This is a genomic window from Janthinobacterium sp. JC611 (genome assembly GCF_018682595.1).
Lineage (GTDB): Bacteria > Pseudomonadota > Gammaproteobacteria > Burkholderiales > Burkholderiaceae_D > Janthinobacterium.
On sequence record NZ_JAFLJN010000001.1, the window covers coordinates 429,116 to 453,216 of the forward strand.

Consider the following 24,101-nt stretch of genomic DNA (forward strand, 5'->3'; position numbering starts at 1 on the left):
CGGCAGCGGTGTCAAGAGACGGGGGTCGCCCGTCCAATTCTGTGTTGCGGATAGTCTGTCTCGGATTTTTTCTGTGTATTTTCTATCGCCTACAAGTCGTACAATCCCGGCAAGTTGAGGATGATCGTCAATTCTTCAAGCGCCGCGTGCACTTCCAGCGCCAGCTGCGGGTCGGCCAGGTCGGCCGGCTCCAGATGGTCGCGGTAGTGCTTTTCCACCCACTGCACCAGCCGATGGTACAGCGTTTCCGTCATGATCACGCCCTGGTGCATGGCGCGCGCCTCGTTTTCCGTCAGGGCCACGCGCAAGCGCAGACAGGCGGGCCCGCCGCCGTTGCGCATGCTCTGGCGCAGGTCGAAATGAATCAGTTCATCGATGGGGCCACCGCCCGCCACCAGGCCTTCCAGGTAGCGCGATACGGCGCGGTTTTCCTGGCATTCCTGCGGGATCACCAGCGCCATCTTGCCGCCCTCTTTCGTCAACAGCTGGCTGTTGAACAAATAGCTGCTGACGGCGTCCGCGATCGGAACCTGGCCCGTGTCCACGCGCAGCGCGTCCAGTTGCGCGCCCGTGGCGGCGACGGCGCGGCGCAACTGCGACAGGCTTTCCTCTTCATCGGCAAACGCCTGCTCGTGATAGAACAGCACATTGCCATTGCCGACGGCGATGACGTCGTTATGGAACACGCCCTGGTCGATCACGTCCGGATTCTGCTGCACGTACACGGTGCGTTTCGCATCGAGGCCATGCAGGCGCGCCACGGCTTGCGACGCTTCCAGGGTCTGGCGCGCGGGATAGCGCTTCGGCGACGGCGCGGAAGGATCGAACTCCACCCGACCATACACGAACATCTCGACCGATGGCGCGCCGTGGTGCGCGCCCAGACGCGTATGGTTGGCCGCGCCCTCGTCGCCAAAGGCGGGCGTCGACGGCAGCGCGTCATGCACGGCGAAGTGCTGGCCGTCGCTGAAAATGGCGCGCAGGCTGCGCGCCGACTGCGCGTGCTCGAAGGCGCGGTGCAGCTTGTTATTCAGGTTGGCGGCCGTGAAATGCACGCGGCCGTCCTGCGTATCGGCCGACGGGCTGACCGTGGCGGCATTCGCCGTCCACATGGGCGAGGCGGAGTAGGCGCAGGCCAGGATGACGGGCGACTCCTTGTAGGCGCGCGCCAGCACTTCGGCGTCCGTGCCCGTGAAACCGATGGAACGCAGCAGGCGGAAGTTCGGCCGGTCCTGCGGCGGCAGCAAGGCTTGCGCAAAGCCGCGCGCGGCCAGCGCGCGCATCTTGGCCAGGCCCTGCAAGGCGGCCTGCTTCGGGTTCGAGGCGCTTTTCACATTGCTGAACGAGGCCACGTTGCCGAACGACAGTCCGGCATAGTTATGCGATGGCCCGACCAGGCCGTCAAAATTGTATTCGCGCGTGCTGTGCATGAGGATTCCTTAAAAATTCAGGCCGGGCGACAACTTGGCCGGCATTTCCAATGCGCTGTTCTCGATCGAGGCGACCGGGTAGGCGCAGTAGTCGGCCGCGTAATAGGCGCTCGGACGGTGGTTGCCCGACTTGCCGATGCCGCCGAACGGCGCCGTGCTGGCCGCGCCCGTGGTCGGACGGTTCCAGTTGATGATGCCGGCGCGCGCGCGTACCTGGAAGGTTTGCCACAGGGCCGGATCGTCGGACAGGAGCGCGGCGGCCAGGCCGAATTCCGTGGCGTTGGCGACCTTCAGGGCCGCATCGAAATCGGCCACGCGGATCACTTGCAGCAGGGGGCCGAACCATTCCTCGTCGGGGATGCCGGCGGCATCGGTGACGTCGACGATGCCGGCCGTGACAAAGCCCGCTTCGGGATTCAACTGGCGCATCTGCAGCAGGGTGGTGCCGCCCCTGGCGACCATGTCCGCCTGCGCCTGCACCAGGCGCGCGGCCACGGCGCTCGACACCACTGGACCCATGAAGGGCTGCGGCTGCGCGTCGGAGGCGCCGATGCCCAGTTTCGCGGCCACTTCCACCAGTCGCGCCACGAAGGCAGAACCCGCGGCATTATCCTGCACCACCAGGCGGCGCGCGCAGGTGCAGCGCTGGCCGGCCGAGACGAAGGCGGAGAAGATCGCGTGGTGCACGGCCGCATCCACGTCCTTCACATCCCACACGACGAGGGCGTTGTTGCCGCCCATTTCCAGCGCCAGCATCTTGCCCGGCTGGCCGCCGAACTGGCGGTGCAGGCTGATGCCCGTCTGGCAGGAACCCGTAAACAACACGCCGTCGAGGCGGGGATTGGCGCCCAGCGCCACGCCCGTGTCGCGCCCGCCGTTGACGAGGTTGACGACGCCATTCGGCAAGCCCGCCTGCTGCCACAGCTGCACGGTCTTGATGGCCGTGCGCGGCGCATATTCGCTGGGCTTGAAGACGATGGTGTTACCGGCGATCAGGGCCGGCACGATGTGGCCATTCGGCAGGTGGCCAGGGAAATTGTAGGGGCCAAAGACGCCGAACACGCCATGCGGACGGTGGCGCAGCACGGCGTCGCCGTCGGCGATCTTGCTTTGCGTGACACCCGTGCGCGCGTGGTAGGACTGCACCGAGATATCGATCTTGTTGGCCATGGTGGCCACTTCCGTGCGCGACTCCCACAGCGGTTTGCCCACTTCTTCCGAGATCAGGAGCGCCAGCGCTTCCGCATGTTCCTTGAGCAGTTCGCGAAAGCGCACGCAGATGGCGATGCGTTCCTCGACGGGCGTCTCGGCCCACGCTTCAAAGGCGGCGCGGGCGGCCTGGCAAGCCTGTTCGACTTCGTGCTCCGTCGCTTCCAGGCTGGCCCAGGTCTGCTTGCCGTTCGACGGGTCGATGGTGACCAGTTCGCGGCCCGTACCCGGCAGCCAGGCGCCGTTGATGAAGTTCGATGCTGCGGTAGACGAATGAAATACGTTAGACATGGGGATGCTTCCTCGGGTTGAGTGACAAGGTGCGCACGGTGTCGCCGTGATGGCAGCGCAGCAGATGCAGTTCGGCGTCGTCGAGCGCGATCTTGCCGCTGTGCGGATTGGCGCTCGTGACAATCATGCGGAAATCTTGCAGGTCGGTGTTCGATACCAGGTAAGGCTCGGCCTGGACGGCGTCGCCGCACGGGTCAGGCGCAGCCTCGGCGTCGAGCACGGCCGGCATGCTGTCGCGCATGGCGCGCAACTCGGAGACGCGCGCCTGCAGCACGGGACCGGCGTCGAAAATGTCGACATAGCCTTCGAAGTGCAGGCCTTCCTGTTCCAGCAGGCGGCGCGCGGGCGCCGTGCTCAGATGCACCTTGCCGATGACTTCCTGTGCCTCGTCGGGCAGGTAGGCCACGTACATGGGCTGGCGCGGCATCAGTTCGGCGATGAAGGATTTTTTTCCCAGGCTCGTCAAGTCGTCGACGTGGTGGAAATCCATCTTGAAGAAGTGCCGGCCCAGGCCTTCGTAGAACGGCGAGCTGCCGTCCGGCGCCTGGTAGCCGCGCATTTCGGCGATCAGCTTTTCCGTGAACAGGTGCGGGAACTGGGCGATGAACAGGAAGCGGCTTTTCGACAGCAGCTTGCCGTTGTTGCCGCTACGGTAATCGGGGTGCAAAAACAGCGAGCACAGTTCCGTGCTGCCCGTCAGGTCGTTCGACAGGTACAAGGTTTCCATGCGCGTAAACACGTCGAGCTCCCGGCTCGAATGGACGAGGGTGCCGATACGGTAGTTATAGAACGGTTCTTCCAGGCCCACGGCGCCCTTGATGGCGCACACGCCAGCCAGGCGGCCGGTATCCGTATCTTCCATGACGAACATGTAGTCGCGCTTTTCGGGCGCGATGGTTTCGGCGAACGAAGCGCAGGCGATGGCCAGGCGGTCGCCCAGCATTTTCATGTCCGGCTTGAGGGTGGTCATGCCGGTGCCGACCTGGCTGGCCAGGCCGTACAGGGCGTCCAGGTCAGAAGCGTTGATGGCGCGTACTACTAGCATAATGTTCTCTCGGTTAGATGCGCACGCAAATGACGCTGTCGCCTTCGGCCACGGCCAGCGCTTCGAGCAGCTCTGGTGGCAAGCCGACGGTGTCCTGCGCTTCGAGCGCATCGCAGGTGAAGGTGACGGCGCGGAAGTTGCGCTCCGCGCCCGAAGCGACCGCATAATGCACTTTCAGGCCGGTGCGGCTAGGCGTGACGCCGGCGACGACGCGACGTGTGAGCGAGCCCGTAAACGAGCGCAGCGCATGCTTGTGCGCCTGCAAAATGGGGCCACCATCGAAGATGTCGATGTAATCGTCGGCTTCAAAGCCTTCTTCCGTCAGCAAATTGAAAGCCAGTTCGCCGCTCGGGTGGATCTGGCCCATGGCAGCCTGCGCGTCGCCCGGCAGCAGCGGCACGTACACGGGGTAGTGCGGCATCAGTTCGACGATCAGGGTGCGGTTGCGGGCGCCGCCGATGACTTTTTCGGCATCGAGGAAATCCATCTGGAAGAACTTGCGGCCCAGCGCATCCCAGAAGGGCGACTGGCCGTTGGCGTCCGTGATGCCGGCCAGCGGCACGAAGAAACGGTCGCCGAAGCGGTGCGGCGCCAGCACGGCGAACAGCAGCCGCGCGCGCGACAGCAGGGCCGCTTCCAGACCCGCCTGCTCCATGTTGCGCACATAGAAACCGGAGAGCTGCGAGTACGCCGTCAGCTCGGAACACAGGGTCAGCGCATGCACGCTGTGGCTGATGTTCAGGTCACGCGAGACTTGCTGGATGACGTCGTTGCGAAAGGAAAAATAGGTGCCGTTCGAGCCGGCCGAGGCGAAGATGGCGGCCGTACCGAAGATGCTCTTGTCGAGCAGGGATTCAAGCACGAAGAGATACGACTCTTCGCTGGGGATGTCGACATGGGCGGCAAACGAGGCGATGGAGCGCTCGACGGAGGCGGCGATTTTTTCGCGCGTCCTCGGCAGGGTATGGACACCCGGCATGGTTACCGCGGCCAGCGCTTCGAGGGCTGCAATATCCGCAATTTCTACCGGACGGACAACATACATGGGTACTCCTTCAATGCTGACTATGCTGGGGTAGAACCAAGCCGGCCCGCGGCAAGGCGGCGGGCCGGTGATCAAACGGGGAGCGAGGCTAGCCTCAGGCTTTCAGCATGCCGTCGATGGCGGCGCGCAGCAAACGGCCCGCTTCGGCAATCTGTTCGTCCGAGACGATCAGGGCCGGCGCCAGGCGCACCACGTCCATGCCGGCGATCAGCACCATCAAGCCTTGCGCTTCGGCCGCTTTCTGGATGTCCTTCGCGCGGCCCTTGTAGGCGTCGCTGACGACCAGGCCCAGCAGCAAACCGCTGCCGCGCACCACGGAGAACACTTGCGGGTAATCCGTGATCAAGCCTTGCAGCATGGCGATGGTATTGATGCTCGCTTCTTTCACGCGCGCCAGGAAGGCCGGCGTGTTGATCGTTTCCAGCACGCTCAGGGCCACGGTGGCGGCCAGCGGGTTGCCGCCGTAGGTGGTGCCGTGGGTGCCGACGGCCAGGGTTTGCGCCAGTTCATTGGTGGTCAGCATGGCGCCGATCGGGTAGCCGTTGCCCAGCGCCTTGGCGGCCGTCAGGATGTCCGGCGTGACGCCATAGCCCATGTAGGCGAACAACGCGCCAGTGCGGCCCATGCCGCACTGGACTTCGTCGAAAATCAACAGGGCGCCCGTCTTGTCGCACAGGGCGCGCAGTTCCTTGAGGAACTCCGGATTGCCCGGCACCACGCCGCCTTCGCCCTGTACCGGCTCGACGATCACGGCGCACACGTCATCGCCGATGGCGGCGCGCGCCGCTTCGATGTCGTTGTAGGCGATGTGGTCGATCGACGGCGGCAGCGGCTCGAAGCCTTCCGTGTACTTGGCCTGGCCGCCGACGGACACCGTAAACAAGGTGCGGCCGTGGAAGGAGCTGAAGCACGAGATGATGCGCGACTTGTGCGCGCCGAACTTGGCGTGCGCGTATTTGCGCGCCAGTTTCAGGGCCGCTTCGTTGGCTTCCGCGCCCGAGTTGCAGAAGAAGGCGCGGTCGGCGAAGGTCGCTTCCGTCAGGGCCAGCGCCAGGCGCAGGACAGGCTCGTTGGTGTAGCCGTTGCCCAAATGCCACAAATTATTGATTTGCCTGGTCAGCACGTCGACCAGCACCGGATGGCAGTGGCCCAGGCTGTTGACGGCGATGCCGGAGGTGAAATCGAGGTAATGCTTGCCTGCTTGGTCCCACAGATCCAGTCCGGAACCGCGCACGGGCACCATGGCTGCAGGGGCGTAGGTAGGAACGAGGACCTGGTCAAAGGTTTCCCGGGTGACTGGACGAGCCGTTACGGTCGAATCAAGCTTGGCATTCATAGCATTTCCCCATCAATATGTTAGGTACTCCGCAGCTACGACAGCTACGTGTGTACTGCATTATAAAAAGCGGGATGCTAAAACTCTTTTGAATCTGCGACAAGGATTTTCACAATTCATCACAGCTGCCTTGACGCCGGGCTAGGCTGGCGGCATCAGCTTGCGCTGCCGCTCTTCGCGCGGAGTATTGCCAAACAGGGTGCCAAACGCCGTGGAAAAGTGCGAGCCGGAGGAAAAGCCGCACATCAGGCCCACTTGCACGATGGAATAATGTGTATCAAGCAATAGTTGCCTGGAGCGCTGCAGGCGCAGCTCCAGGTAGTAGCGCGAGGGCAGGCTGCCCAGGTATTGCTTGAACAGCCGTTCGAGCTGGCGCCGCGACAAGCCCACCAGGCTGGCGATGTCGTCCGTCGACAAGGGCTCCTCGATATTGGCTTCCATCAAGGTCACCGCTTCGGACAATTTCGGCTGCAGCACGCCGAAGCGCGCCTGCAGGGCCACGCGCTGGCGCTCTTCCTTGCCGCGCACCTTGTCCACGCACAACGCTTCCTTGACGAGCGCCTGCACGTCGGCGCCAAACACGGTCTCGATCAGGGTCAGCGAAAAATCGATGCTGGCCGCGCCGCCGCAGCAGGTGATGTGCGGGCCATCGACGTCGAACAGGTGCGGCGTCAGGATGGCCCGTTCGGCCTTCGCTTCCGCATCGGCGTACAGGGCCCACGGCAAGGCGATGCGCACGCCATCCATGACGCCCGCGTCGGCCAGCCACAGCACGGCCGCGCCCACGCCGCCCCAGAATGGCGCCGAACGGCAGCGCTCGATCACGGCCCGGCACAGCTCGGCGCGCGGGGGCGCCTGCGTTTCGTCGGCCACCAGCAGCGCGATATGCCAGTTGCCGCCCTGCGCGGCCACCTGTTCCGGCGTACGCACGTCCAGTTGCAGGGCATCGGGCCCCAGCGCCCGCGCGCACAGGCGCAGCGGCTGCACCAGGCCGGCCCAGGTGATCGACTCGGCATCGCCGGCATGGACCAGCAGCAAACGCAACGGTTTGTCGAGGCCGATACGGGAAAGATTAGCGAAGGACATCGGCGAGGCGGACCAAAGGCAAGGGCTGAGTTGCCCACATGATACCGGACTTCCGCCCCACCGCGCCCCTGATGCAAGGGCGCGTCCCGGCGCGGCGGAAAAAAGCGGAGCGGAAGGATATAATCACTGCCATGGGTGAACGATATTTAAAAAGTATCCGGCTGCTGGCCGAATGCATGCAAGGCTTCGAGCGGTTTTCTAGCGACTTCGTGCGCCAGTACGGCTTGACGCATGCACAATTCGACATCATTGCCACGCTCGGCAACACCTGCGGCATGTCCTACAAGGAGCTGGGCCAGAAAACCCTGATCACCAAGGGGACCTTGACGGGCGTGGTGGACCGGCTGGAACAAAAGGGGCTGGTAATACGCGAACGTTGTCCACGCGACAAGCGTTCGTATTACGTGCGCCTGAGCCGCGCGGGCGAACAAGTGTTCCATGACGTGTTCCCCAAGCTGACAAAGCAGGGCCAGCACCTGTTCGACGGCTATACCGAAGACGATTTCATGCGGTTGGAAACCACCCTGGCAGGCTTGAAACAGGCGATTGCCAACGGCCACGGCTGACCATTCACCAAGCACAGACATTCAAACAAGACAAAGGAAACCAAGTTGAAAACCTCACTGCTCGAAGGCAAAAAGCCCGCTCATTTCGATAAACACATCATCGGCAACCTGCTGCTCAACGCCAGCACGCCGGAACTGGTACGCCAGGAAAAACTGATCATCGGCGTGCGCAACGAGGACGGCGAAATCTACCGCCTGATCGGCGCCACCAAGCACAACAGCTTCATGAACGCCGTCGAGGAATTGTTCGACCTGGGCCTGACGGATGAACTGGAAGACAGCGATGAGCTCGTTGAAGGCTGCGACGCGATATTTAGCGAAGCTCTGTAGTAGCGCTGAACGATCGCTGTCTGTTAGAAAAAGGCATGTCAGCAATATAGGCATGCCTTTTTTCGTTTCCGGGGCCTTGCTTGCCCTTTGCCAAGCTGTTTGCGAAAAGATCACGGTTAAAAAGTTCCGCAGGGAAATATTGCGAGTATAATTTTTTCAATGAACAGACTCGACGCCTTTAAAAGCATCGCCGCACAAGCCGCTCGTGGCGAGCTGACCTTTCCTGCCAATGTGGACGCTTCGCTCAAGCTGCAAGAGGCGCTGGCCGATCCCGACTGCCATATCGAGGCCGCCGCCAAGCTGGTGCAGGCTGACCCGCTGCTGGCCGCGCGCACGGTGGCCATCGCCAATTCCGCCGCGTTCAACCGCTCCGGCAATGACATCACCAGCGTGCGCAATGCCGTGCAGCGGCTTGGCGTGCGTACCCTGCAATCGGTGGTGGCATCGCTGATCGTGCGCCAGCTGGGCAGCACCATCACCGATCCCGTGCTGCAAGCGAAGGCCAACCAGCTGTGGGAGCATACGGCCCACGTGGCGGCCCTGTCGCAGGTACTGGCCCGGCGCGTCACCAAAGTCGATCCCGATACGGCCCTGTTTGCCGGCATCATGCATGAAGTGGGCGGCTTTTATCTGCTGTCGCGCGCGGCCGAATTCCCCGGCATCCTCGATGGCGAACCGGAGGACTGGGTCGAGCATGGCGAACAGGCCATCGGTCATGGCGTGCTGACCAAACTGAAGGTGCCGGAAGCGGTGATGGGCGCCATCGGTGCGCTGTGGGAAGGCTTGCGCGCCATCCCGCCCGAATCGCTGGGCGACACCCTGCTGCTGGCGAATGATTTGGCGCCCGTCTCGTCGCCCCTCAACGAAAGCCCGGCCGCCATCGCCGTGCGGGCCGCCCGCGCCGCCGGCAGCATCGACTGCGTGATCGGAGACGCGACCCTGTCGAGCATCATGGAAGAATCGGACGATGAAGTGCAGTCGCTGCTGAAAGTGCTCGTGCATTAATATGCTCCACCCACCGGATGCGGGCGCCCACTGTCAACACCGGGCGCCAATCACGCCGACAAAAAAAACCCGCTCGAAAGCGGGTCAAGTCCAAAGCTAGGGATGTCCTGAAAGAGACAGCCCTATCTTATGCGGTGCGCCACGCCCGCTCCGTGCGCTGGCACACTTAGCGCACAGATTATCCCGGCAACAGTTCCACGTCCGTTTCCTGCCAGGCGCGCAGCTGCCGCACGCGGGCGAACCACGCCTGGATATGCTGGTACTGTGCCAGCGGCAGCCGCACGGCCTCGCTGTACATCAGCGGCGCGGCCACGGCGAAATCGGCCAGGGTCAGGGCATCTCCGCAGAGCCAGCCGCGCTCCGCCAGATGCGCGTCCAGCACCACGGCGCAGGCGTGCAGATCGCGCTCGCCGCGCGCCTCTTCCAGCGGGTTCGCCGGACCATTGCCCGTCATGCCCTTCCAGGCGCGTTCCCAGGCCAGCACGCCGATGGCGGGCGCGAAGTGCTGCGCGGCCCAGAACAGCCAGCGGTTGACGTCGGCGCGGGCTTGCGGCGCCTGCGGATAAATCGTCTGGCCCGGCACCTGCTCGGCCAGGTATTGCATGATGGCGCACGATTCCCACAGCAGGAAAGCGCCATCGGCCAGCACGGGCACCTTGCCGTTCGGGTTCAGCTCGGCCAGGCGGCGGCGGTCATCCGCATTCATCAGGTCGACTTCGGCCAGTTCCAGCGGCAGGCCGAGGTGGATCGCCGTCATCAGGGCACGGCGGGCATTCGAGGACATGGGGTGGTGGTACAGGCGCATGGTGCGTAACTCCGGTGAGTGAGGAAGCCACCATCGTAGTCGCCGTCACTGACAGTTTTTGTCAGGAGCGATCCTCACGCTTCCGGATCTATATCGTGCGCCTTGCGCCAGGTATCCAGCAGCACATGGCGCCGCGTGGGATAGCGTTCGTCGTGCCGCTGCACGTCGGCGATGCGGTCGATGCGGAAATGCCGGTAATCGCCGCGCAGCTCGCACCAGGCGGCCAGCAGGCGCTTGCCTTCGAAAAACGCCAGGGCAAACGGCCACACCGTGCGCGAGGTGGCGCTGCCCTGCTCATCCTGATAGGCGAGCGTGAGTTTCTGTTCGTAGCGGATCGCTTCGCGCACCGGCTGCACGTAGCGGTCGGCCGGCTGCGTGCCATCGGCGGGGCTTCCCAGCGGCACCCACAAGCTGGTCTCGGCCATGCTGTCGCGCAGGTCGCGCGGCGAGGCGGCCGCGATCTTCGCCAGGGCATTGCTGGCAGCCTGCGCCAGGCCCGCATCGCCCTGGCGGCGCACCCAGCGCGCGCCCAGCACCAGCGCTTCCAGCTCATCGGCGCCGAACATCAGCGGCGGCAGGAAGGCGCCGCGGCGCAGCACATAGCCGATGCCCGCCTCCCCTTGCAGGGGCGCGCCCAGTTCGGCCAGGGTCTGGATATCGCGGTAAATCGTGCGCTCGGAAACTCCCAGCTGCTGGGCCAGCTGGGCCGCCGTGACGGGCACGCGCCTGGCGCGCATGGCGTCCATCAGCAGGAACAAACGGCCGCTGCGGCTCATGGACAAGCCTGCAAAGCCTGGTCGCCCATGACGAGGGTGGACAGGGCCGGCACGTACAGATAGCCGTCAGGCGCCAGGCGCGCCGCACGCGGGCCTTCGTCCACGCCGGCGATGCCGTAGCAGCGCTGCAGGCGTGCCGCTCCCGGCCACCAGTGGACGGCCGCCTCCTGGTCGGGAAAGCGCTGGCGCACGCCATCGGCCTGCGCCGCCACTTGCCGGAAGTCGCGGTAAGAGACGGGGGCGATGCCCGGCTCAGCGGCAAACGCCGCTTCCAGCGCCGCCGTCTGTGCCAACTGGCCCGCCATCACACCTGCCCATAAAGAACGCTTCATCGTCATCCGCCATAAAAAAAACGACCACCGCAAACGGTGATCGTTCTTCATTCGACCTGTAAAAAAACTGCGCTTACACCACGGCGCCGTCGGTTTCGTCTTTTTCCTTGACCGGCTTGATCAAGTCTTCGCGCTTGACGCCCAGCCACATGGCGATCGAGGCCGCGACGAACACGGACGAGTAAATACCGAAGCAGATACCGATGGTCAGCGCCAGCGCGAAGTGGTGCAGGGTCTGGCCGCCGAAGACCAGCATCGACAGCACCATCATCTGGGTGGAACCGTGGGTGATGATGGTACGCGAAATGGTGCTGGTGATCGCGTTGTCGATCACTTCATGCACGGAAGCCTTGCGCTGCTTGCGGAAGTTTTCGCGGATACGGTCAAAGATCACCACCGATTCGTTGACCGAATAACCGAGCACCGCCAGGATGGCCGCCAGCACCGTCAGCGAGAATTCCCACTCGAAGAAGGCGAAGAAGCCCAGGATGATGACCACGTCATGCAAGTTGGCGATAATGGCCGACACGGCGTATTTCCACTCGAAGCGGATGGCCAGGTAGATCATCACGCCGATAATCACCACCACCAGCGCGTTCAAGCCGTTCTGCGCCAGTTCCTCGCCCACTTGCGGGCCGACGAATTCGACTTTCTGCAAGACGACCGCTTCGCTGCCGGCGGCGTCCATGCAGGCGCTCTTGAGCACGTGTTCGCCTTTTTCGGTGACGGTGTCGATGGCCTTGGTCGTGCCTTGCTCGGCCTTGCACAGCGCGTCAAACACGCGCTGCGAGGTATTCGCGGCGGTCACGCCATTTTCCACCGGCAGGCGGATCATCACATCGCGCGCCGTATCGAAGCTGGTCACGCCCGGCTCTTCGTAGCCCATGGCGATCAGGGTGCCGCGTATGCCTTCAAGATTGGCCGCCTTGGGGTATTTCACCTCCATCAGGGTGCCGCCCTTGAATTCCACGGACAGGTGCAAGCCCTTGTGCACCAGGAAGAAGACGGCCGCCAGGAAGGTCACCGCCGAAATCACGTTGAAAATCAACGCATGGCGCATGAAGGGAATATCTTTTTTGATCCGGAAAAATTCCATGAAATCCTCTGAGTTCTGTTCTGTGCGTCCGGCGGCTGGGCCACCGGACGCTATCGCTGTTGACGCTATTGGCTAAGGCTGGACCGTCGCTTATTTGCTGGTGCCCGGCACCCACACCGTGCCGATCGACAAGGTCGTCAGCTTTTTCTTGCGGCCATACCAGAGGTTGACCACGCCGCGCGAGACGAAGACGGAGGAGAACATCGAGGTCAGGATGCCCAGGCAATGCACGACGGCGAAGCCGCGCACCGGGCCGCTGCCGAAGGCCAGCAGCGCCAGGCCGACGATCAGGGTGGTCACGTTCGAATCGAGAATCGTGGCCCAGGCGCGGTCGAAGCCGGCGGCGATCGCCGCTTGCGGCGTATTGCCGGCGCGCAGCTCTTCGCGGATACGTTCATTGATCAGCACGTTGGCGTCAATCGCCATACCCAGCGCCAGCGCGATCGCGGCGATACCGGGCAGTGTCAGCGTGACCTGGATCATCGACAGCAAGCCGACCAGCAGCAGCAGGTTGGTGGCCAGGGCCAGTACGCTGAAGGCGCCGAACAGCATGTAGTAGGCGATCATGAAGATGGCGATGGCGATGAAGCCATACAGGGTCGAGTGGAAGCCCTTGGCGATGTTTTCCGCGCCCAATTGCGGCCCGATCGTGCGTTCTTCGATGACGGTCATCGGTGCGGACAGGGCGCCCGAGCGCAGCAGCAACGCCAGTTCATTCGCGTTTTCCGCGCCGCCCATGCCGGTGATCTGGAAGCGCGAACCGAGTTCCTGCTGGATGGTCGCGACCGACAGCACTTCAGGCTTGCCCTTTTCAAACAGCACGATGGCCATGCGCTTGCCCACTCTTTCACGCGTCGCTTCGCGCATCTTGCGTCCGCCGTCGCCGTTCAGGTCGATCGACACGGCCGCTTGCTGGTTCTGGTCGAAGCTTGCCGTGGCGCTGGAGATATAGTCGCCCGTCAGGATCACGTCTTTCGCCAGCACGACAGGGACGCCCTTGCCGACGGTGAACAATTCCGAGTTGAACGGGATGGCGCTCGACAGTTCCGTGCCCGGCACGATGGTTTCATCGACCAGGCGCACTTCCAGGGTCGCCGTGCGGCCGATGATGGCTTTCGCGCGGGCCACGTCCTGCACGCCAGGCAGTTGCACCACGATGCGGTCAGGACCTTGCTGCTGGATCAGCGGCTCGGCCACGCCCAGCTCATTGACGCGCTTGGACAGGGTGGAGATATTCTGTTTTACGCCTTCATCGATGGTTGCCTTCAGGGCGGCCGGTTTCAGGGTGATGTTCAATTTCAAATCGCTGCCCTCGCCCGCATCGGCGAACGCCAGCTCGGTCATCTGGTCGGACAGGACATTTTTTGCCTTCAGGCGCGTTTCCGCGTCGCGGAAGTTGATCTGCACGCTGTCGCCCACGCGCTCGATGCCGGCGTGGCGGATATTCTTGTCGCGCAACACGCTGCGCGCGGCGGACTGGACGCCCTGGACTTTCTTGTTCAGTACGGCTTTCGCATCGACCTGCATCAGGAAGTGCACGCCGCCGCGCAAGTCCAGGCCCAGGAACATGGGCAAGGCATGCAATTTCTGCATCCACATCGGCGTATTGGCCTGCAAGTTGACCGTCACGATGTAAGCGGGGTCGCTGGCATCGGGATTGAGGTCCTTTTCCAGCACCAGTTTCGCCTTGAACTGGGTATCGGGATCGGCGAAACGCACGCGCACGGAGGCCAGGTTGCCGGCGCCATCCATGGTGACGCCTTCCGACTTGACGTTCTCTTTCGTCAATATTTGCTCGACTTGCGTCATCAGCTCGCCCGTCACCTTGACGGTCGACTTGCCGCTGGTTACTTGCAGCGCCGGTGATTCACCGAAATAATTGGGCGCCGTATAGAGTGCGCCCAGCAATAAGGCGACGACGATGATGATGTATTTCCAGGCAGGATAGCGATTCATAGTGATTCAGCGTTCAGTGTTGAGCGTCGGAGGCGTCGCGAGGGGCGGCCGATAGCCGCCCCGGTCAGTCATTGCGGTGGCAATGACGGCGAGGAATTACAGTGCCTTCAGGGTGCCTTTAGGCAGCAAGGTGGTGATGGCGCTCTTTTGCACCGTGATCTCGGTGCCGGCCGCCACTTCGATGGTGACGTAAGCGTCCACTACCTTGGAAACACGGCCCAGCATGCCGCCGGCGGTGACGACTTCGTCACCCTTGGCCAGCGCGTCCATCATCGCCCGTTGTTCTTTGGCGCGTTTTTGCTGTGGGCGGATCATCAGGAAATACATGACCACGAACATCAATACCAGCGGCAGAAAGCTGGTCAGGTTGCCGCCGAGGCCCAGGGCTTCGGTTGGGGCTTGCGCATAAGCGTTGGAAATGAAAAACACGGTGACTCCAGTTCTAATCAGTTTGAAAAAATAGCGCTGTATTCTAGCATTGGCTATACGTCATAACCCGAATTGCAGCCATGGCAACTTTAATTGGGGCTAAAAAGGCATTATGCAATGCTTTCTCGCCCCAGTCCAAGCACCAATACACAAAACTTCCGGCCATGCCGCCGCCGGGGCGAAAGCTAAGCTTTTCTTAAGTTCCGCGTGCGCGTTCCGCGTGGAATTGCAGGGTAAACGCATGGAAACGATCTTCGTCCAGCGCCTCGCGCATCTGGCGCATCAGGTCCAGGTAGTAGTGCAGGTTGTGGATGGTGTTCAGGCGCGCGCCGAGGATTTCCTTGGAGCGGTGCAAATGGTGCAGGTAGGCGCGCGAAAAGTTGCGGCAGGCGTAGCAGCTGCACGTGTCGTCCAGCGGCGCCTGGTCTTCCTTGTACTTGGCGTTCTTGATCTTGATGTCGCCAAAACGGGTGAACAGCCAGCCATTGCGGGCGTTACGCGTCGGCATGACGCAATCGAACATGTCGATACCGTTCGACACGCCCGCCACCAGGTCTTCCGGCGTGCCCACGCCCATCAGGTAATGCGGCTTGTTGGCCGGCAGGCGCGGGCCCACGTGGGCCAGCATGCGCATCATGTCTTCCTTCGGCTCGCCGACGGACAGGCCGCCGATGGCGATGCCGGGGAAATCGATCTCCTCCAGCTTGGCCAGCGACTCGTCGCGCAGCATTTCGAACATGCCGCCCTGCACGATGCCAAACAGCGCATTCGGGTTCTCGCCGCGGTGGAACTCGTCCTTCGAGCGCTGTGCCCAGCGCAAGGACATGCGCATGGACTTGGCCGCTTCCTCGATGGTGGCCGGGCGGCCTTGGATCTCGTACGGCGTGCATTCGTCGAACTGCATGACGATGTCGGAATTCAGCACGCGCTGCACCTGCATCGATACTTCCGGCGAGAGGAACAATTTATCGCCGTTGATGGGCGAATTGAAATGCACGCCCTCTTCCGTGATCTTGCGCATGGCGCCCAGCGAAAACACCTGGAAGCCGCCCGAATCCGTCAGGATCGGCTTGTTCCAGCCCATGAAGCCATGCAAGCCGCCGAATTTCTCCATGACGGTGTTGCCAGGGCGCAACCACAAATGAAACGTGTTGCCTAAAATAATCTGCGCGTCGATCTCGTTCAGTTCCAGCGGCGACATGGCTTTCACGGAGCCGTAAGTGCCCACTGGCATGAAGATCGGCGTCTGCACGACGCCATGGTTGAGTTTCAAGGTGCCGCGGCGTGCCTTGGTCAGGCCGCTCGTGTCGGTCTTGAGGAGGGTAAATTCCAGCATTCTTATTCTTTCACGGGAGTATCAAGGTTCAGCGCAGCGCGCGATTGCGTGGTGAGCAGCATCGCGTCGCCATAGCTGAAGAAACGGTAATTCTGCGCGATCGCGTGCGCGTAGGCGCTGCGGATCGGTTCGTAGCCGGCAAAGGCCGACACCAGCATCAGCAGGGTCGACTTCGGCAAATGGAAGTTGGTGATCAGGCGCGTCACCGTCTTGAAGACATAGCCGGGCGTGATGAACAGGGCCGTATCCGCGCTGCCCGCCACCAGCCGGCCGCTTTGCGAAGCCGATTCCAGCGCGCGCAGGCTGGTCGTGCCGACGGCCACCACGTCGCGCCCGGCAAGTTGCGCGGCGCGCACGGCGTCGACGGTTTCCTGCGGCATGGTGTACCACTCGGTATGCATCTTGTGTTCGGCCAGCACTTCCGTGCGCACGGGCTGAAAGGTGCCGGCGCCCACGTGCAAGGTCACATAGGCGAAGTTGACGCCCTTGGCCTTCAGCTGGTCGAGCAGGGCCTGGTCGAAATGCAGGCCGGCCGTGGGCGCGGCGACGGCGCCCGGCACCTTGTTGAACACGGTCTGGTAGCGCGTTTCATCGAATGCATCCGCGTCATGCTCGATGTACGGCGGCAGCGGCAAGCGGCCATGCGCCTCGATCAGCTCGAACACGTCGGCCTCGAAGTGCAAAGTAAAGAATTCGCCGGCGCGCTGGCCGACCGTGACGTCGAACGCGTCGGCCAGGCGGATGCGGCAGCCGGGCGGCGGCGACTTCGAGGCGCGCACCTGGGCCAGCACGGTGCGGTCGTCGAGCACGCGCTCGACGAGCGCCTCGATCTTGCCGCCGCTTTCCTTGACGCCAAAGAAGCGCGCCTTGAGCACGCGCGTATCGTTCATCACCAGCAGGTCGCCCGCTTGCAGCAAACCTACGATGTCGGCGAACTGGCGGTCAAGCAGGGCCTCGCCGTCCAGATGCAACAGGCGCGAGGCGCTGCGCTCGGCCAACGGAGTTTGCGCAATGTTTTCTTGCGGCAAATTAAAATCGAAATCGGAAAGCGAATACATGCGTTTTGCTTCAAAAGTACGTCAAAAATGATTAGGAGTGCGCAATGGAACATCTGGCACTATACTGTGCGCCTATACAGGCATTACAATAATCCGCCGCAACACTACGACTGCGGTACGCACAGGGTGTGCCGGACAACCCTCTATTTTACGCTAGCGGCACAAAAATCTCCGATATGCCCGATCCAACGCCCGATCTTCCCCCCACAGCCAAGCCGGCCGCGAAGCCGAAAGCCGCCAAAAAAGTGGTCAGCACGGAAAGCCGGCTGGCCAAGCTGGGCTTGCGCACGGATATGGACCTGGTGCTGCACCTGCCGATGCGCTATGAAGACGAGACGAAGGTCTACACGATACGCGACGCCTGCCTGCGCGGCGGCGAGTCGTGGCAGGTCGAGGGCGTCGTCACCAAGTGCGAAGTCAATTTCAAGCCACGCAAGCAATTGCTGGTGACGATCGCCGACGAAACGGGCAATTTGCTGCTGCGTTTCATGAATTTCTATGGCAGCCAGGTCAAGCAGCTGGCCGAAGGCACGCGGGTGCGCGCGCGCGCCGAACTCAAACACGGTTTTTTCGGCGCCGAGATGGTGCATCCGACGTACAAGGTGGTCAACGAGGGCGCGCCGCTGCCCACGGCACTGACGCCCGTGTACCCGTCCGGCGAAGGCCTGTCGCAGCACGTGCTGCGGCGCGAAATCGCCGACGCCATGCGCCGCGTCGACTGGCAGGATACCTTGCCCGATCAACTGCTGCGCCAGATGCAGCTGTCGCCGTTCCGCGCCGCCGTGTACCTGCTGCACTATCCGCCGCAGGACATCGATGAAAGCGCGCTGATGGACCGCTCGCACCCGGCCTGGGTACGCATGAAGTTCGATGAACTGCTGGCGCAGCAGCTGTCGCTGAAACGCGCCCAGCGCGCGCGCCGCTCGAAAGGCGCCGCCTCGCTGCCCATCGTCGGGACGTTATCGCAGGCCTTCGGCGCCGCCCTGCCCTTCAAGCTGACGGGCGCGCAGGCGCGCGTGCTCGAGGAAATCCGCGCCGACCTGCGCCAGCCATATCCGATGCAGCGCCTGCTGCAGGGCGACGTCGGCAGCGGCAAGACGGTGGTGGCCGCCCTGTCGGCCACGCAAGCCATCGACAGCGGCTACCAGGCCGCGCTGATGGCGCCGACGGAGATTTTGGCGGAGCAGCACTTCCGCAAGATCGCCGCCTGGATGGAACCCTTGGGCGTGAAGGTGGCCTGGCTGACGGGCAGCCTGAAGAAAAAGGAAAAGACGGCGGCGCTGGCCCTGATCGAATCGGGCGAAGCGCAGCTGGTGATCGGCACGCATGCGCTGATCCAGGACAACGTGCTGTTCGCCAGACTGGGCCTGGTGATCGTCGACGAGCAGCACCGCTTCGGCGTGGGCCAGCGCCTGACCTTGCGCAACAAGGGCGACAGCGCGGCCGTGCCGCACCAGCTGATGATGTCGGCCACGCCCATCCCGCGCACCCTGGCCATGACGTATTACGCCGACCTGGAAGTGTCCGTGATCGACGAGCTGCCGCCTGGTCGCAGCCCCATCGTCACGCGCGCCATCGACCAGAACCGGCGCGACGAAGTCATCGCCCGCGTGTACGCGGCCGCGCTGGAAGGGCGGCAAGTGTACTGGGTCTGCCCGCTGATCGAGGAATCGGAAGCGCTGCAGCTGCAGACGGCCACCGACACCTACATGATGCTGGCCGAAGCCCTGCCCGCGCTGCAGGTGGGCCTCGTGCACGGCCGTTTGAAACCGGCGGAAAAGCAGGAAGTGATGGACGCCTTCATCGCCGGCCATATCCACGTGCTGGTGGCCACCACCGTCATCGAGGTGGGCGTCGACGTGCCGAACGCCTCGCTGATGGTGATCGAGCACGCCGAGCGTTTTGGCTTGTCGCAGCTGCACCAGCTGCGCGGCCGCGTGGGCCGCGGCTCGGCGGCCAGCGTCTGCCTGCTGCTGTACCAGGGCCCGCTGGGCGGCGTGGCGCGCCAGCGCTTGATGACCATGCGCGAAACGACGGACGGCTTTGAAATCGCCCGCCGCGACCTGGAAATCCGCGGCCCCGGAGAATTCCTTGGCGCGCGCCAGTCCGGCCAGGCCATGCTGCGCTTCGCCGACCTGGAAACGGACCAGTGGCTGGTTGACCAGGCGCGCGACGTGGCGCACGATCTGCTGCACGCCACCACGACGGCCGCCGCCGCCATCGTGGAAGCGCACCTGGCGCGCTGGCTGGGTGGCAAGGAAGAGTTTTTAAAAGTCTAAACGCTTTTCAGGGGCGCGAAAATCGCCTGCAACTCATCTTGCGTGATCGCCAGCGCTTGCGCAGAACCTTGGGCCAATACGGCATCGGCCAGTTCGGCCTTGCGACGCTGCATTTCCTGGATTTTTTCCTCCAGCGTGCCTTTGGCGATCAATTTGTAGACGAACACCGGCTTGTCCTGGCCGATACGCCAGGCGCGATCCGTGGCCTGGTTTTCCGCTGCAGGATTCCACCAAGGGTCGTAATGGATCACGGTATCGGCAGCGGTCAGGTTCAAGCCAACTCCGCCGGCTTTCAGGCTGATCAAAAATAGCGGCACGCTACCTTGCTGGAAGGTGTCGACCTGCGCGCTGCGATCCTTGGTATCGCCCGTCAGCAAGGCATAGGCGATACCGCGCTCGCGCAACTGCGCTTCGATCAGTGCCAGCATGCTGGTAAATTGCGAGAACACCAGCACTTTGCGCCCTTCCTCCAGCAAGGCTTCGAGCATTCCCATCAATTCCAGCAACTTCGCCGATGGCGCGGCGCCCTTCTTGCCGGCATTCGCCACCAGGCGCGGATCACAACATACCTGGCGCAATTTGAGCAGGGCTTCGAGGATCACGATCTGGCTACGCGCCAGCCCTTTCGCGGTAATCGCCGCGCGTACTTTCTTATCCATGGCAAGGCGCACCGTCTCGTACAGGTCGCGCTGCGCGCCGGCCAGTTCGACTTCGCGCACCATCTCTGTCTTGGCCGGCAATTCCCTGGCTACCTTGTCCTTGGTACGGCGCAGCAGGAAGGGCTTGAGACGGCGGACCAAGAAAGCGTTGCGCGCATGATCGCCCAGCTGTTCTATCGGCTTGCGATACTCGGCATTGAAGCTCTTTTCATCGCCCAGCAAGCCCGGCATCAGGAAATGAAACTGTGCCCACAACTCCCCCAGGTGATTTTGCAACGGCGTGCCCGTCAGGCACAGGCGATGCGTGGCCTGCAACAGGCCCGCCGTCTGCGCGGCCTTCGACCGGTGATTCTTGATGTATTGCGATTCGTCCAGCACCAGCAGATGAAAACGCTGGCCGCGCAAGGCCTCCTCGTCACGCGGCAGCAGCGCATACGTGGTCAGCACAAGGTCGTATTGGCCCAACTGTTCGAAATGCTGCGCGCGCTGTGCTCCATGCAGCAGCAGCACCCGCAAGCCAGGCGCAAAGCGGGATGCCTCATCCTGCCAGTTACCCATCAGGCTGGTTGGTGCAACCACCAGGGCCGGCGCCGTCAAGCGTCCCGCTTCCTTCTCCAGCAGGATGTGAGACAGGGTCTGTACCGTTTTCCCCAGTCCCATGTCGTCGGCCAGGATGCCGGCAAAGTGGTATTCGCGCAGGAACTGCATCCACGCCAGGCCTTCTGCCTGGTAGGGGCGCAAACTCGCTTGCAAGCCGCTCGGCGCGGCAAGCGGCGCAACGCCGTCAAAACCGCGCAGCCTGGCGCCCAGCTGGCGTAGCCGCTCGCCGCCCGTCCAGCGCATCTGCACGGCCGCTTCCAGCTCGGCCAGGCGTGCCGCATCGAGCGCCGGCAGGCGCAGGCCGGCACCCAGCCGTTCCTTGAAATACAGCTCGCCCAAGGTATGCAGAATCGGCTTGATGCGGCTCCACGGCAGTGCCACCTGCATGCCGCCGGGCAGACTGGCAATCAGATGTTCGTCATCGTCGCGCAGGGCCAGCACGGCCGGATCGAAGTGGTCGGGCGCCTCGCGTATCCATTGCAGCAGCACCGGCAGCAAGGGGATGCGCTGTCCATTGACGACGATGCCCAGTTCCAGCTCGAACCACGCATTGCCGCCTTCGCCGACTTCCGCCACCTCGGCATACCAATCGTCGACCGAGACCAGATCGTAGCGATAGCCGGGACCGTATTCGATCAGCCACCCCTGCTGGCGCAAGGCAGGCACGCCATGCGCGGCAAAATCGAGCCAAGCAGCCTGACTGGGCAATTGCAGAACGCCGGCCACCGAACGCAGCGCCGGTATGCTGGCGTCGGGGGCGATAAAACCGCGCGCTTGCAGGACGCTCATGGCAGCTTTTTCAGCATCCATATCGCGCTCGATCATCTCGTTGCCATTGGCGTTATGCCGCTGCAGCCGGGACCCGCCATCGGCCGGCGCGCGCATGCCGTCATAATCGAACGCCAGCAGGACAAAGTCGTGCGGCGGCGCGGCGGCGGCATCGCTGTCGATGCTGGCCAACAGCAGGAAAGGACGCGGCGCGATATCGCGCCGAACAATCTTGCGCTGCGCTGGCGGCGGCGCAACGATGCGATCCAGTCCTAGCGCCAGCAGCTCACGCGCCAGTACGGCACGCTGCTTGCCGGCGACGCGCGGCGCGCCGGCCACCAGCAAATTCAATTCGTTCAGCGCCAGCCCCGCCAAGCCTTCCGGCAAGTTCAGCGGCCCGATCTCTCCAGCCCGAACAAACAGCGCCGGCTCCGTCGCCAGCACATGTTCCAGCGGCGCGCCATCGTCCGACTCCCAGCGCAGGATGACACTGTCGTCTTCCTGTACGGCCCAGGCCAGGCGCGCCTGGCGCGCATCGGCCGCCTGCATCGGCGTCAGCAGGCCGGCCTTCAATTCATCGCGTGTGGCGGCGCGAAACAGCCGCTGCCCTTGCAGCAGATCCTGCAGCAACTCGGCGCCGATGGCGCCGCGCACGTCGGCAACGGCGGTGGAAAACTCGGAACCTCCACGCATCAGGTAAAACAGATGTACCGAGTAACGATCGGCGGCCGTCACATAAGCTGGCGGGTGATGACGGATATCGTAGAGGCTGGAAAGCACCGACACGGAGGCAATGGCGCCGCCGACGCGCAGCCGCGCGCGACACAGCAACAGATCCAGGCGTCCCGAAGGGCTTGGCATCAGCACATACACCAGGCGATACATGGATTGCGCCGCAGCGCCTGCACGTTTGACCACGGGCTTGGGTGCGACGGCATGCGCCAGGCCGCGCAACCAGGAAAGCAGAGGTGGCGTCAGCCCATCCTCAGGCACGGCAGCAGGCTGCGATGGCGTCAGTTCCAGATAGCGCAGCAGGAGCGCCACCACGTGCTTGCAGTTGTAATCCATGGGACAGCTGCATTCGCCGTCAAAATGTACACCACGCTTGTCTGGCTTGACGCGCACCGTTTGCCGGTAGCTTTGGCGGCCACTCCCGCTAACCCGGCCCTTGATCTCATCGCCATCGGTCGTGACGGCCAGCACCTTGCCACGGCGCACATAATCGCGGCCACGATTCAAGGTGCCCGCATCAAAACTGGCGGCGACATCGGCCGCACCAAAAGGAATAATCAACTTGCCCATCCTCGCATTGACCTACATGCACATCCAGAAACGATTCGCCAGGTCGAGCATGAAGTCCGGCCGCAGATAGGCCAGGAAGACGATGGCCAGCAGCGCGGCGCCAGCCAGGCGCCACAGCCATGTGTGCCAGCTGGCCATTACGCGGCCACCGCCACGCGCTTCACGGCGCGCTCGTCGATGGGCAGGTTGATCAGTGCGGCAAGCAGGCCCAGGCCGATGGTGATCATCCACACGATGTGATAACTGCCCTGGTGCTCGTACAGATAGCCGCCCAGCCACGCACCGAGGAAACTGCCCACCTGGTGCGAAAAGAACACCATCCCCGCCAGCATCGACAGGTGCTTCACGCCGAAGATGCCGGCGATGATGCCGTTCGTCAGCGGCACGGTCGACAGCCACAGCAGGCCCATGCCGGCGGCGAACAGGTAGACGGACCACGCCGACAAGGGCGCCAGCAGGAACACGGTGATGACCACGGCGCGCGCCACGTAGATGGCCGACAGCAGGTGGCGCTTGGCGATCTTGCCACCGAGTTTGCCCGCGTAGTAGGAACCGACGATATTGAACAGGCCGATCAGCGCCAGCGCCGTGACGGCGACATTCGGATTCATCAAGCCCTGGTCCTTCAGGTAGGCCGGCAGGTGCACGCCGATGAAAACCAGCTGGAAACCGCAGACGAAATACCCTGCCAGCAGCAGCCAGAACGAACGGCTGGCGATGGCTTCGCTGAAGGCGGCGCCGACGCTTTGCTGCGGGCCACTGGCGTGCGAGACGGGCGGCTCACGCAGATAAAACGCCATCGGGATCATGGCCAGCAGCACCAGCGCGGCCAGCACGTAAAAGGCGTTTTGCCAGCCCACGGCGGAAATCAATTGCTGCTCGACCGGCATCATCAGGAACTGGCCGAAGGAGCCGGCCGCCGACGAGATGCCGAAGGCCCACGAGCGCTGCTCGGGCGGCGCGCTGCGGCCAACGATGCCGCTGATGGCGCCAAAGGCCGTGCAGGCCAGCGCCAGGCCGATGAAGATGCCGGAACCGACGATGAACAGGGTGGGCTGCGTGACGAGCGCCATCCACACCAGGCCCGCCATGTAGCTGATGGCGCCGATGATGACGACGCGCATGGTGCCGAAACGGTCGGCCGCCATGCCGGCGAACGGGCCGAAGACGCCCCACATCAGGTTTTGCATTGCCAGCGCCAGCGAATACGTTTCGCGCGTCCAGCCATTCGCTTGCGAGATCGGTTGCATCCAGAAGCCCAGGCCGTGGCGCACGCCCATCGCCAGGGTCAGGACGACGCCGCTGGCGATGAGGACGGTTTTCAGGCTGGGGCGGGAGGCGTGCGAAGTCATGGGGTTCCTG

At 63.4% G+C, this 24,101-nt stretch carries 21 protein-coding genes; 4 read left to right on the plus strand and 17 right to left on the minus strand.

The features are described 5' to 3' along the window. Positions 1-89: 89 nt before the first annotated feature. From astB to J0O65_RS01960, 6 genes are all read right to left on the minus strand, one after another. Complete coding sequence (astB, locus tag J0O65_RS01935) at positions 90-1,430, minus strand: N-succinylarginine dihydrolase (RefSeq protein ID WP_215403536.1); 1,341 nt, start codon at positions 1,428-1,430, stop codon at positions 90-92. 9 nt (positions 1,431-1,439) lie between these two features. Beyond that, positions 1,440-2,930, minus strand: a complete 1,491-nt coding sequence (gene astD / locus J0O65_RS01940) for a succinylglutamate-semialdehyde dehydrogenase (protein WP_215403538.1) — start codon at positions 2,928-2,930, stop codon at positions 1,440-1,442. Beyond that, complete coding sequence (astA, locus tag J0O65_RS01945) at positions 2,923-3,975, minus strand: arginine N-succinyltransferase (protein ID WP_215403547.1); 1,053 nt, start codon at positions 3,973-3,975, stop codon at positions 2,923-2,925. Before astA ends, astD begins: the two co-directional genes overlap by 8 nt. A 13-nt stretch (positions 3,976-3,988) precedes the next feature. Next, a complete protein-coding gene (locus J0O65_RS01950) occupies positions 3,989-5,020 on the minus strand; it encodes an arginine N-succinyltransferase (protein ID WP_215403549.1) in 1,032 nt (343 codons plus the stop codon). Between the two features lie 94 nt (positions 5,021-5,114). Then, positions 5,115-6,356, minus strand: coding sequence for an acetylornithine/succinylornithine family transaminase (gene astC, locus J0O65_RS01955; protein WP_215403551.1), 1,242 nt, complete (start codon positions 6,354-6,356; stop codon positions 5,115-5,117). A gap of 141 nt (positions 6,357-6,497) precedes the next feature. Beyond that, on the minus strand, positions 6,498-7,442 hold the full coding sequence (locus J0O65_RS01960; protein WP_215403553.1) for a GlxA family transcriptional regulator: 945 nt from the start codon (positions 7,440-7,442) through the stop codon (positions 6,498-6,500). A 131-nt stretch (positions 7,443-7,573) separates the two neighbouring features. On the opposite strand from J0O65_RS01960, the gene J0O65_RS01965 reads away from it, so the two are divergent. The 3 genes from J0O65_RS01965 (at position 7,574) to J0O65_RS01975 (ending at position 9,343) form a co-directional block, all read left to right on the plus strand. Then, the gene (locus tag J0O65_RS01965; protein WP_215403555.1) at positions 7,574-8,008 is read left to right on the plus strand and encodes a MarR family winged helix-turn-helix transcriptional regulator; all 435 of its coding nucleotides are present in this window, start codon (positions 7,574-7,576) and stop codon (positions 8,006-8,008) included. Positions 8,009-8,053: 45 nt separating this feature from the next. After that, complete coding sequence (locus J0O65_RS01970) at positions 8,054-8,338, plus strand: hypothetical protein (protein WP_215403557.1); 285 nt, start codon at positions 8,054-8,056, stop codon at positions 8,336-8,338. A gap of 159 nt (positions 8,339-8,497) precedes the next feature. Next, positions 8,498-9,343 (plus strand): HDOD domain-containing protein, encoded by an 846-nt coding sequence (locus J0O65_RS01975; RefSeq protein ID WP_215403559.1) that lies wholly within the window; start codon positions 8,498-8,500, stop codon positions 9,341-9,343. 178 nt (positions 9,344-9,521) lie between these two features. On the opposite strand, the gene J0O65_RS01980 is transcribed toward J0O65_RS01975, so the two are convergent. From J0O65_RS01980 to queA, 8 genes are all read right to left on the minus strand, one after another. Next, positions 9,522-10,148, minus strand: a complete 627-nt coding sequence (locus tag J0O65_RS01980; protein WP_215403562.1) for a glutathione S-transferase family protein — start codon at positions 10,146-10,148, stop codon at positions 9,522-9,524. Positions 10,149-10,222: 74 nt separating this feature from the next. Next, complete coding sequence (locus J0O65_RS01985) at positions 10,223-10,924, minus strand: helix-turn-helix transcriptional regulator (protein WP_215403564.1); 702 nt, start codon at positions 10,922-10,924, stop codon at positions 10,223-10,225. Beyond that, a complete protein-coding gene (locus J0O65_RS01990) occupies positions 10,921-11,256 on the minus strand; it encodes a hypothetical protein (protein WP_215403566.1) in 336 nt (111 codons plus the stop codon). The genes J0O65_RS01985 and J0O65_RS01990 overlap by 4 nt, the downstream gene beginning before the upstream one ends. A 73-nt stretch (positions 11,257-11,329) precedes the next feature. After that, positions 11,330-12,352, minus strand: coding sequence for a protein translocase subunit SecF (gene secF / locus J0O65_RS01995; protein ID WP_215403568.1), 1,023 nt, complete (start codon positions 12,350-12,352; stop codon positions 11,330-11,332). Between the two features lie 90 nt (positions 12,353-12,442). Then, positions 12,443-14,308 (minus strand): protein translocase subunit SecD, encoded by a 1,866-nt coding sequence (secD, locus tag J0O65_RS02000; protein ID WP_215403570.1) that lies wholly within the window; start codon positions 14,306-14,308, stop codon positions 12,443-12,445. A 96-nt stretch (positions 14,309-14,404) separates the two neighbouring features. Beyond that, positions 14,405-14,737, minus strand: coding sequence for a preprotein translocase subunit YajC (gene yajC / locus J0O65_RS02005; RefSeq protein WP_215403572.1), 333 nt, complete (start codon positions 14,735-14,737; stop codon positions 14,405-14,407). A gap of 196 nt (positions 14,738-14,933) precedes the next feature. Beyond that, a complete protein-coding gene (gene tgt / locus J0O65_RS02010; protein ID WP_215403574.1) occupies positions 14,934-16,073 on the minus strand; it encodes a tRNA guanosine(34) transglycosylase Tgt in 1,140 nt (379 codons plus the stop codon). A 2-nt stretch (positions 16,074-16,075) separates the two neighbouring features. Next, positions 16,076-17,131 carry a tRNA preQ1(34) S-adenosylmethionine ribosyltransferase-isomerase QueA gene (gene queA, locus J0O65_RS02015; protein WP_215403576.1) on the minus strand — a complete coding sequence of 352 codons (1,056 nt, stop codon included), beginning with the start codon at positions 17,129-17,131 and terminating at the stop codon, positions 16,076-16,078. A gap of 176 nt (positions 17,132-17,307) precedes the next feature. Here queA and recG point away from each other — a divergent pair, with 176 nt between their 5' ends. Continuing rightward, positions 17,308-19,410, plus strand: coding sequence for an ATP-dependent DNA helicase RecG (recG, locus tag J0O65_RS02020; protein WP_215403578.1), 2,103 nt, complete (start codon positions 17,308-17,310; stop codon positions 19,408-19,410). Here the strand turns inward: recG and J0O65_RS02025 are convergent. From J0O65_RS02025 to J0O65_RS02030, 3 genes are read right to left on the minus strand one after another with little or no spacing between them, the layout of a single operon-like run. Beyond that, positions 19,407-22,724 (minus strand): DEAD/DEAH box helicase, encoded by a 3,318-nt coding sequence (locus J0O65_RS02025; protein WP_502793530.1) that lies wholly within the window; start codon positions 22,722-22,724, stop codon positions 19,407-19,409. The genes recG and J0O65_RS02025 overlap by 4 nt on opposite strands. 27 nt (positions 22,725-22,751) lie before the next feature. Then, a complete protein-coding gene (locus J0O65_RS28095; RefSeq protein WP_285896770.1) occupies positions 22,752-22,877 on the minus strand; it encodes a hypothetical protein in 126 nt (41 codons plus the stop codon). Next, positions 22,877-24,091, minus strand: coding sequence for an MFS transporter (locus tag J0O65_RS02030; RefSeq protein WP_215403582.1), 1,215 nt, complete (start codon positions 24,089-24,091; stop codon positions 22,877-22,879). Before J0O65_RS02030 ends, J0O65_RS28095 begins: the two co-directional genes overlap by 1 nt. Positions 24,092-24,101: the final 10 nt, after the last annotated feature.

Excerpts from the sequence above, each read along its gene's own strand:
- astB (WP_215403536.1), bottom strand. The coding sequence starts at position 1,430 with ATGCACAGCACGCGCGAATACAATTTTGACGGCCTGGTCGGGCCATCG.
- astD (WP_215403538.1), bottom strand. The coding sequence starts at position 2,930 with ATGTCTAACGTATTTCATTCGTCTACCGCAGCATCGAACTTCATCAAC.
- astA (WP_215403547.1), bottom strand. The coding sequence starts at position 3,975 with ATGCTAGTAGTACGCGCCATCAACGCTTCTGACCTGGACGCCCTGTAC.
- J0O65_RS01950 (WP_215403549.1), bottom strand. The coding sequence starts at position 5,020 with ATGTATGTTGTCCGTCCGGTAGAAATTGCGGATATTGCAGCCCTCGAA.
- astC (WP_215403551.1), bottom strand. The coding sequence starts at position 6,356 with ATGAATGCCAAGCTTGATTCGACCGTAACGGCTCGTCCAGTCACCCGG.
- J0O65_RS01960 (WP_215403553.1), bottom strand. The coding sequence starts at position 7,442 with ATGTCCTTCGCTAATCTTTCCCGTATCGGCCTCGACAAACCGTTGCGT.
- J0O65_RS01965 (WP_215403555.1), top strand. The coding sequence starts at position 7,574 with ATGGGTGAACGATATTTAAAAAGTATCCGGCTGCTGGCCGAATGCATG.
- J0O65_RS01975 (WP_215403559.1), top strand. The coding sequence starts at position 8,498 with ATGAACAGACTCGACGCCTTTAAAAGCATCGCCGCACAAGCCGCTCGT.
- J0O65_RS01980 (WP_215403562.1), bottom strand. The coding sequence starts at position 10,148 with ATGCGCCTGTACCACCACCCCATGTCCTCGAATGCCCGCCGTGCCCTG.
- J0O65_RS01985 (WP_215403564.1), bottom strand. The coding sequence starts at position 10,924 with ATGAGCCGCAGCGGCCGTTTGTTCCTGCTGATGGACGCCATGCGCGCC.
- J0O65_RS01990 (WP_215403566.1), bottom strand. The coding sequence starts at position 11,256 with ATGAAGCGTTCTTTATGGGCAGGTGTGATGGCGGGCCAGTTGGCACAG.
- secF (WP_215403568.1), bottom strand. The coding sequence starts at position 12,352 with ATGGAATTTTTCCGGATCAAAAAAGATATTCCCTTCATGCGCCATGCG.
- secD (WP_215403570.1), bottom strand. The coding sequence starts at position 14,308 with ATGAATCGCTATCCTGCCTGGAAATACATCATCATCGTCGTCGCCTTA.
- tgt (WP_215403574.1), bottom strand. The coding sequence starts at position 16,073 with ATGCTGGAATTTACCCTCCTCAAGACCGACACGAGCGGCCTGACCAAG.
- queA (WP_215403576.1), bottom strand. The coding sequence starts at position 17,131 with ATGTATTCGCTTTCCGATTTCGATTTTAATTTGCCGCAAGAAAACATT.
- recG (WP_215403578.1), top strand. The coding sequence starts at position 17,308 with ATGCCCGATCCAACGCCCGATCTTCCCCCCACAGCCAAGCCGGCCGCG.
- J0O65_RS28095 (WP_285896770.1), bottom strand. The coding sequence starts at position 22,877 with ATGGCCAGCTGGCACACATGGCTGTGGCGCCTGGCTGGCGCCGCGCTG.
- J0O65_RS02030 (WP_215403582.1), bottom strand. The coding sequence starts at position 24,091 with ATGACTTCGCACGCCTCCCGCCCCAGCCTGAAAACCGTCCTCATCGCC.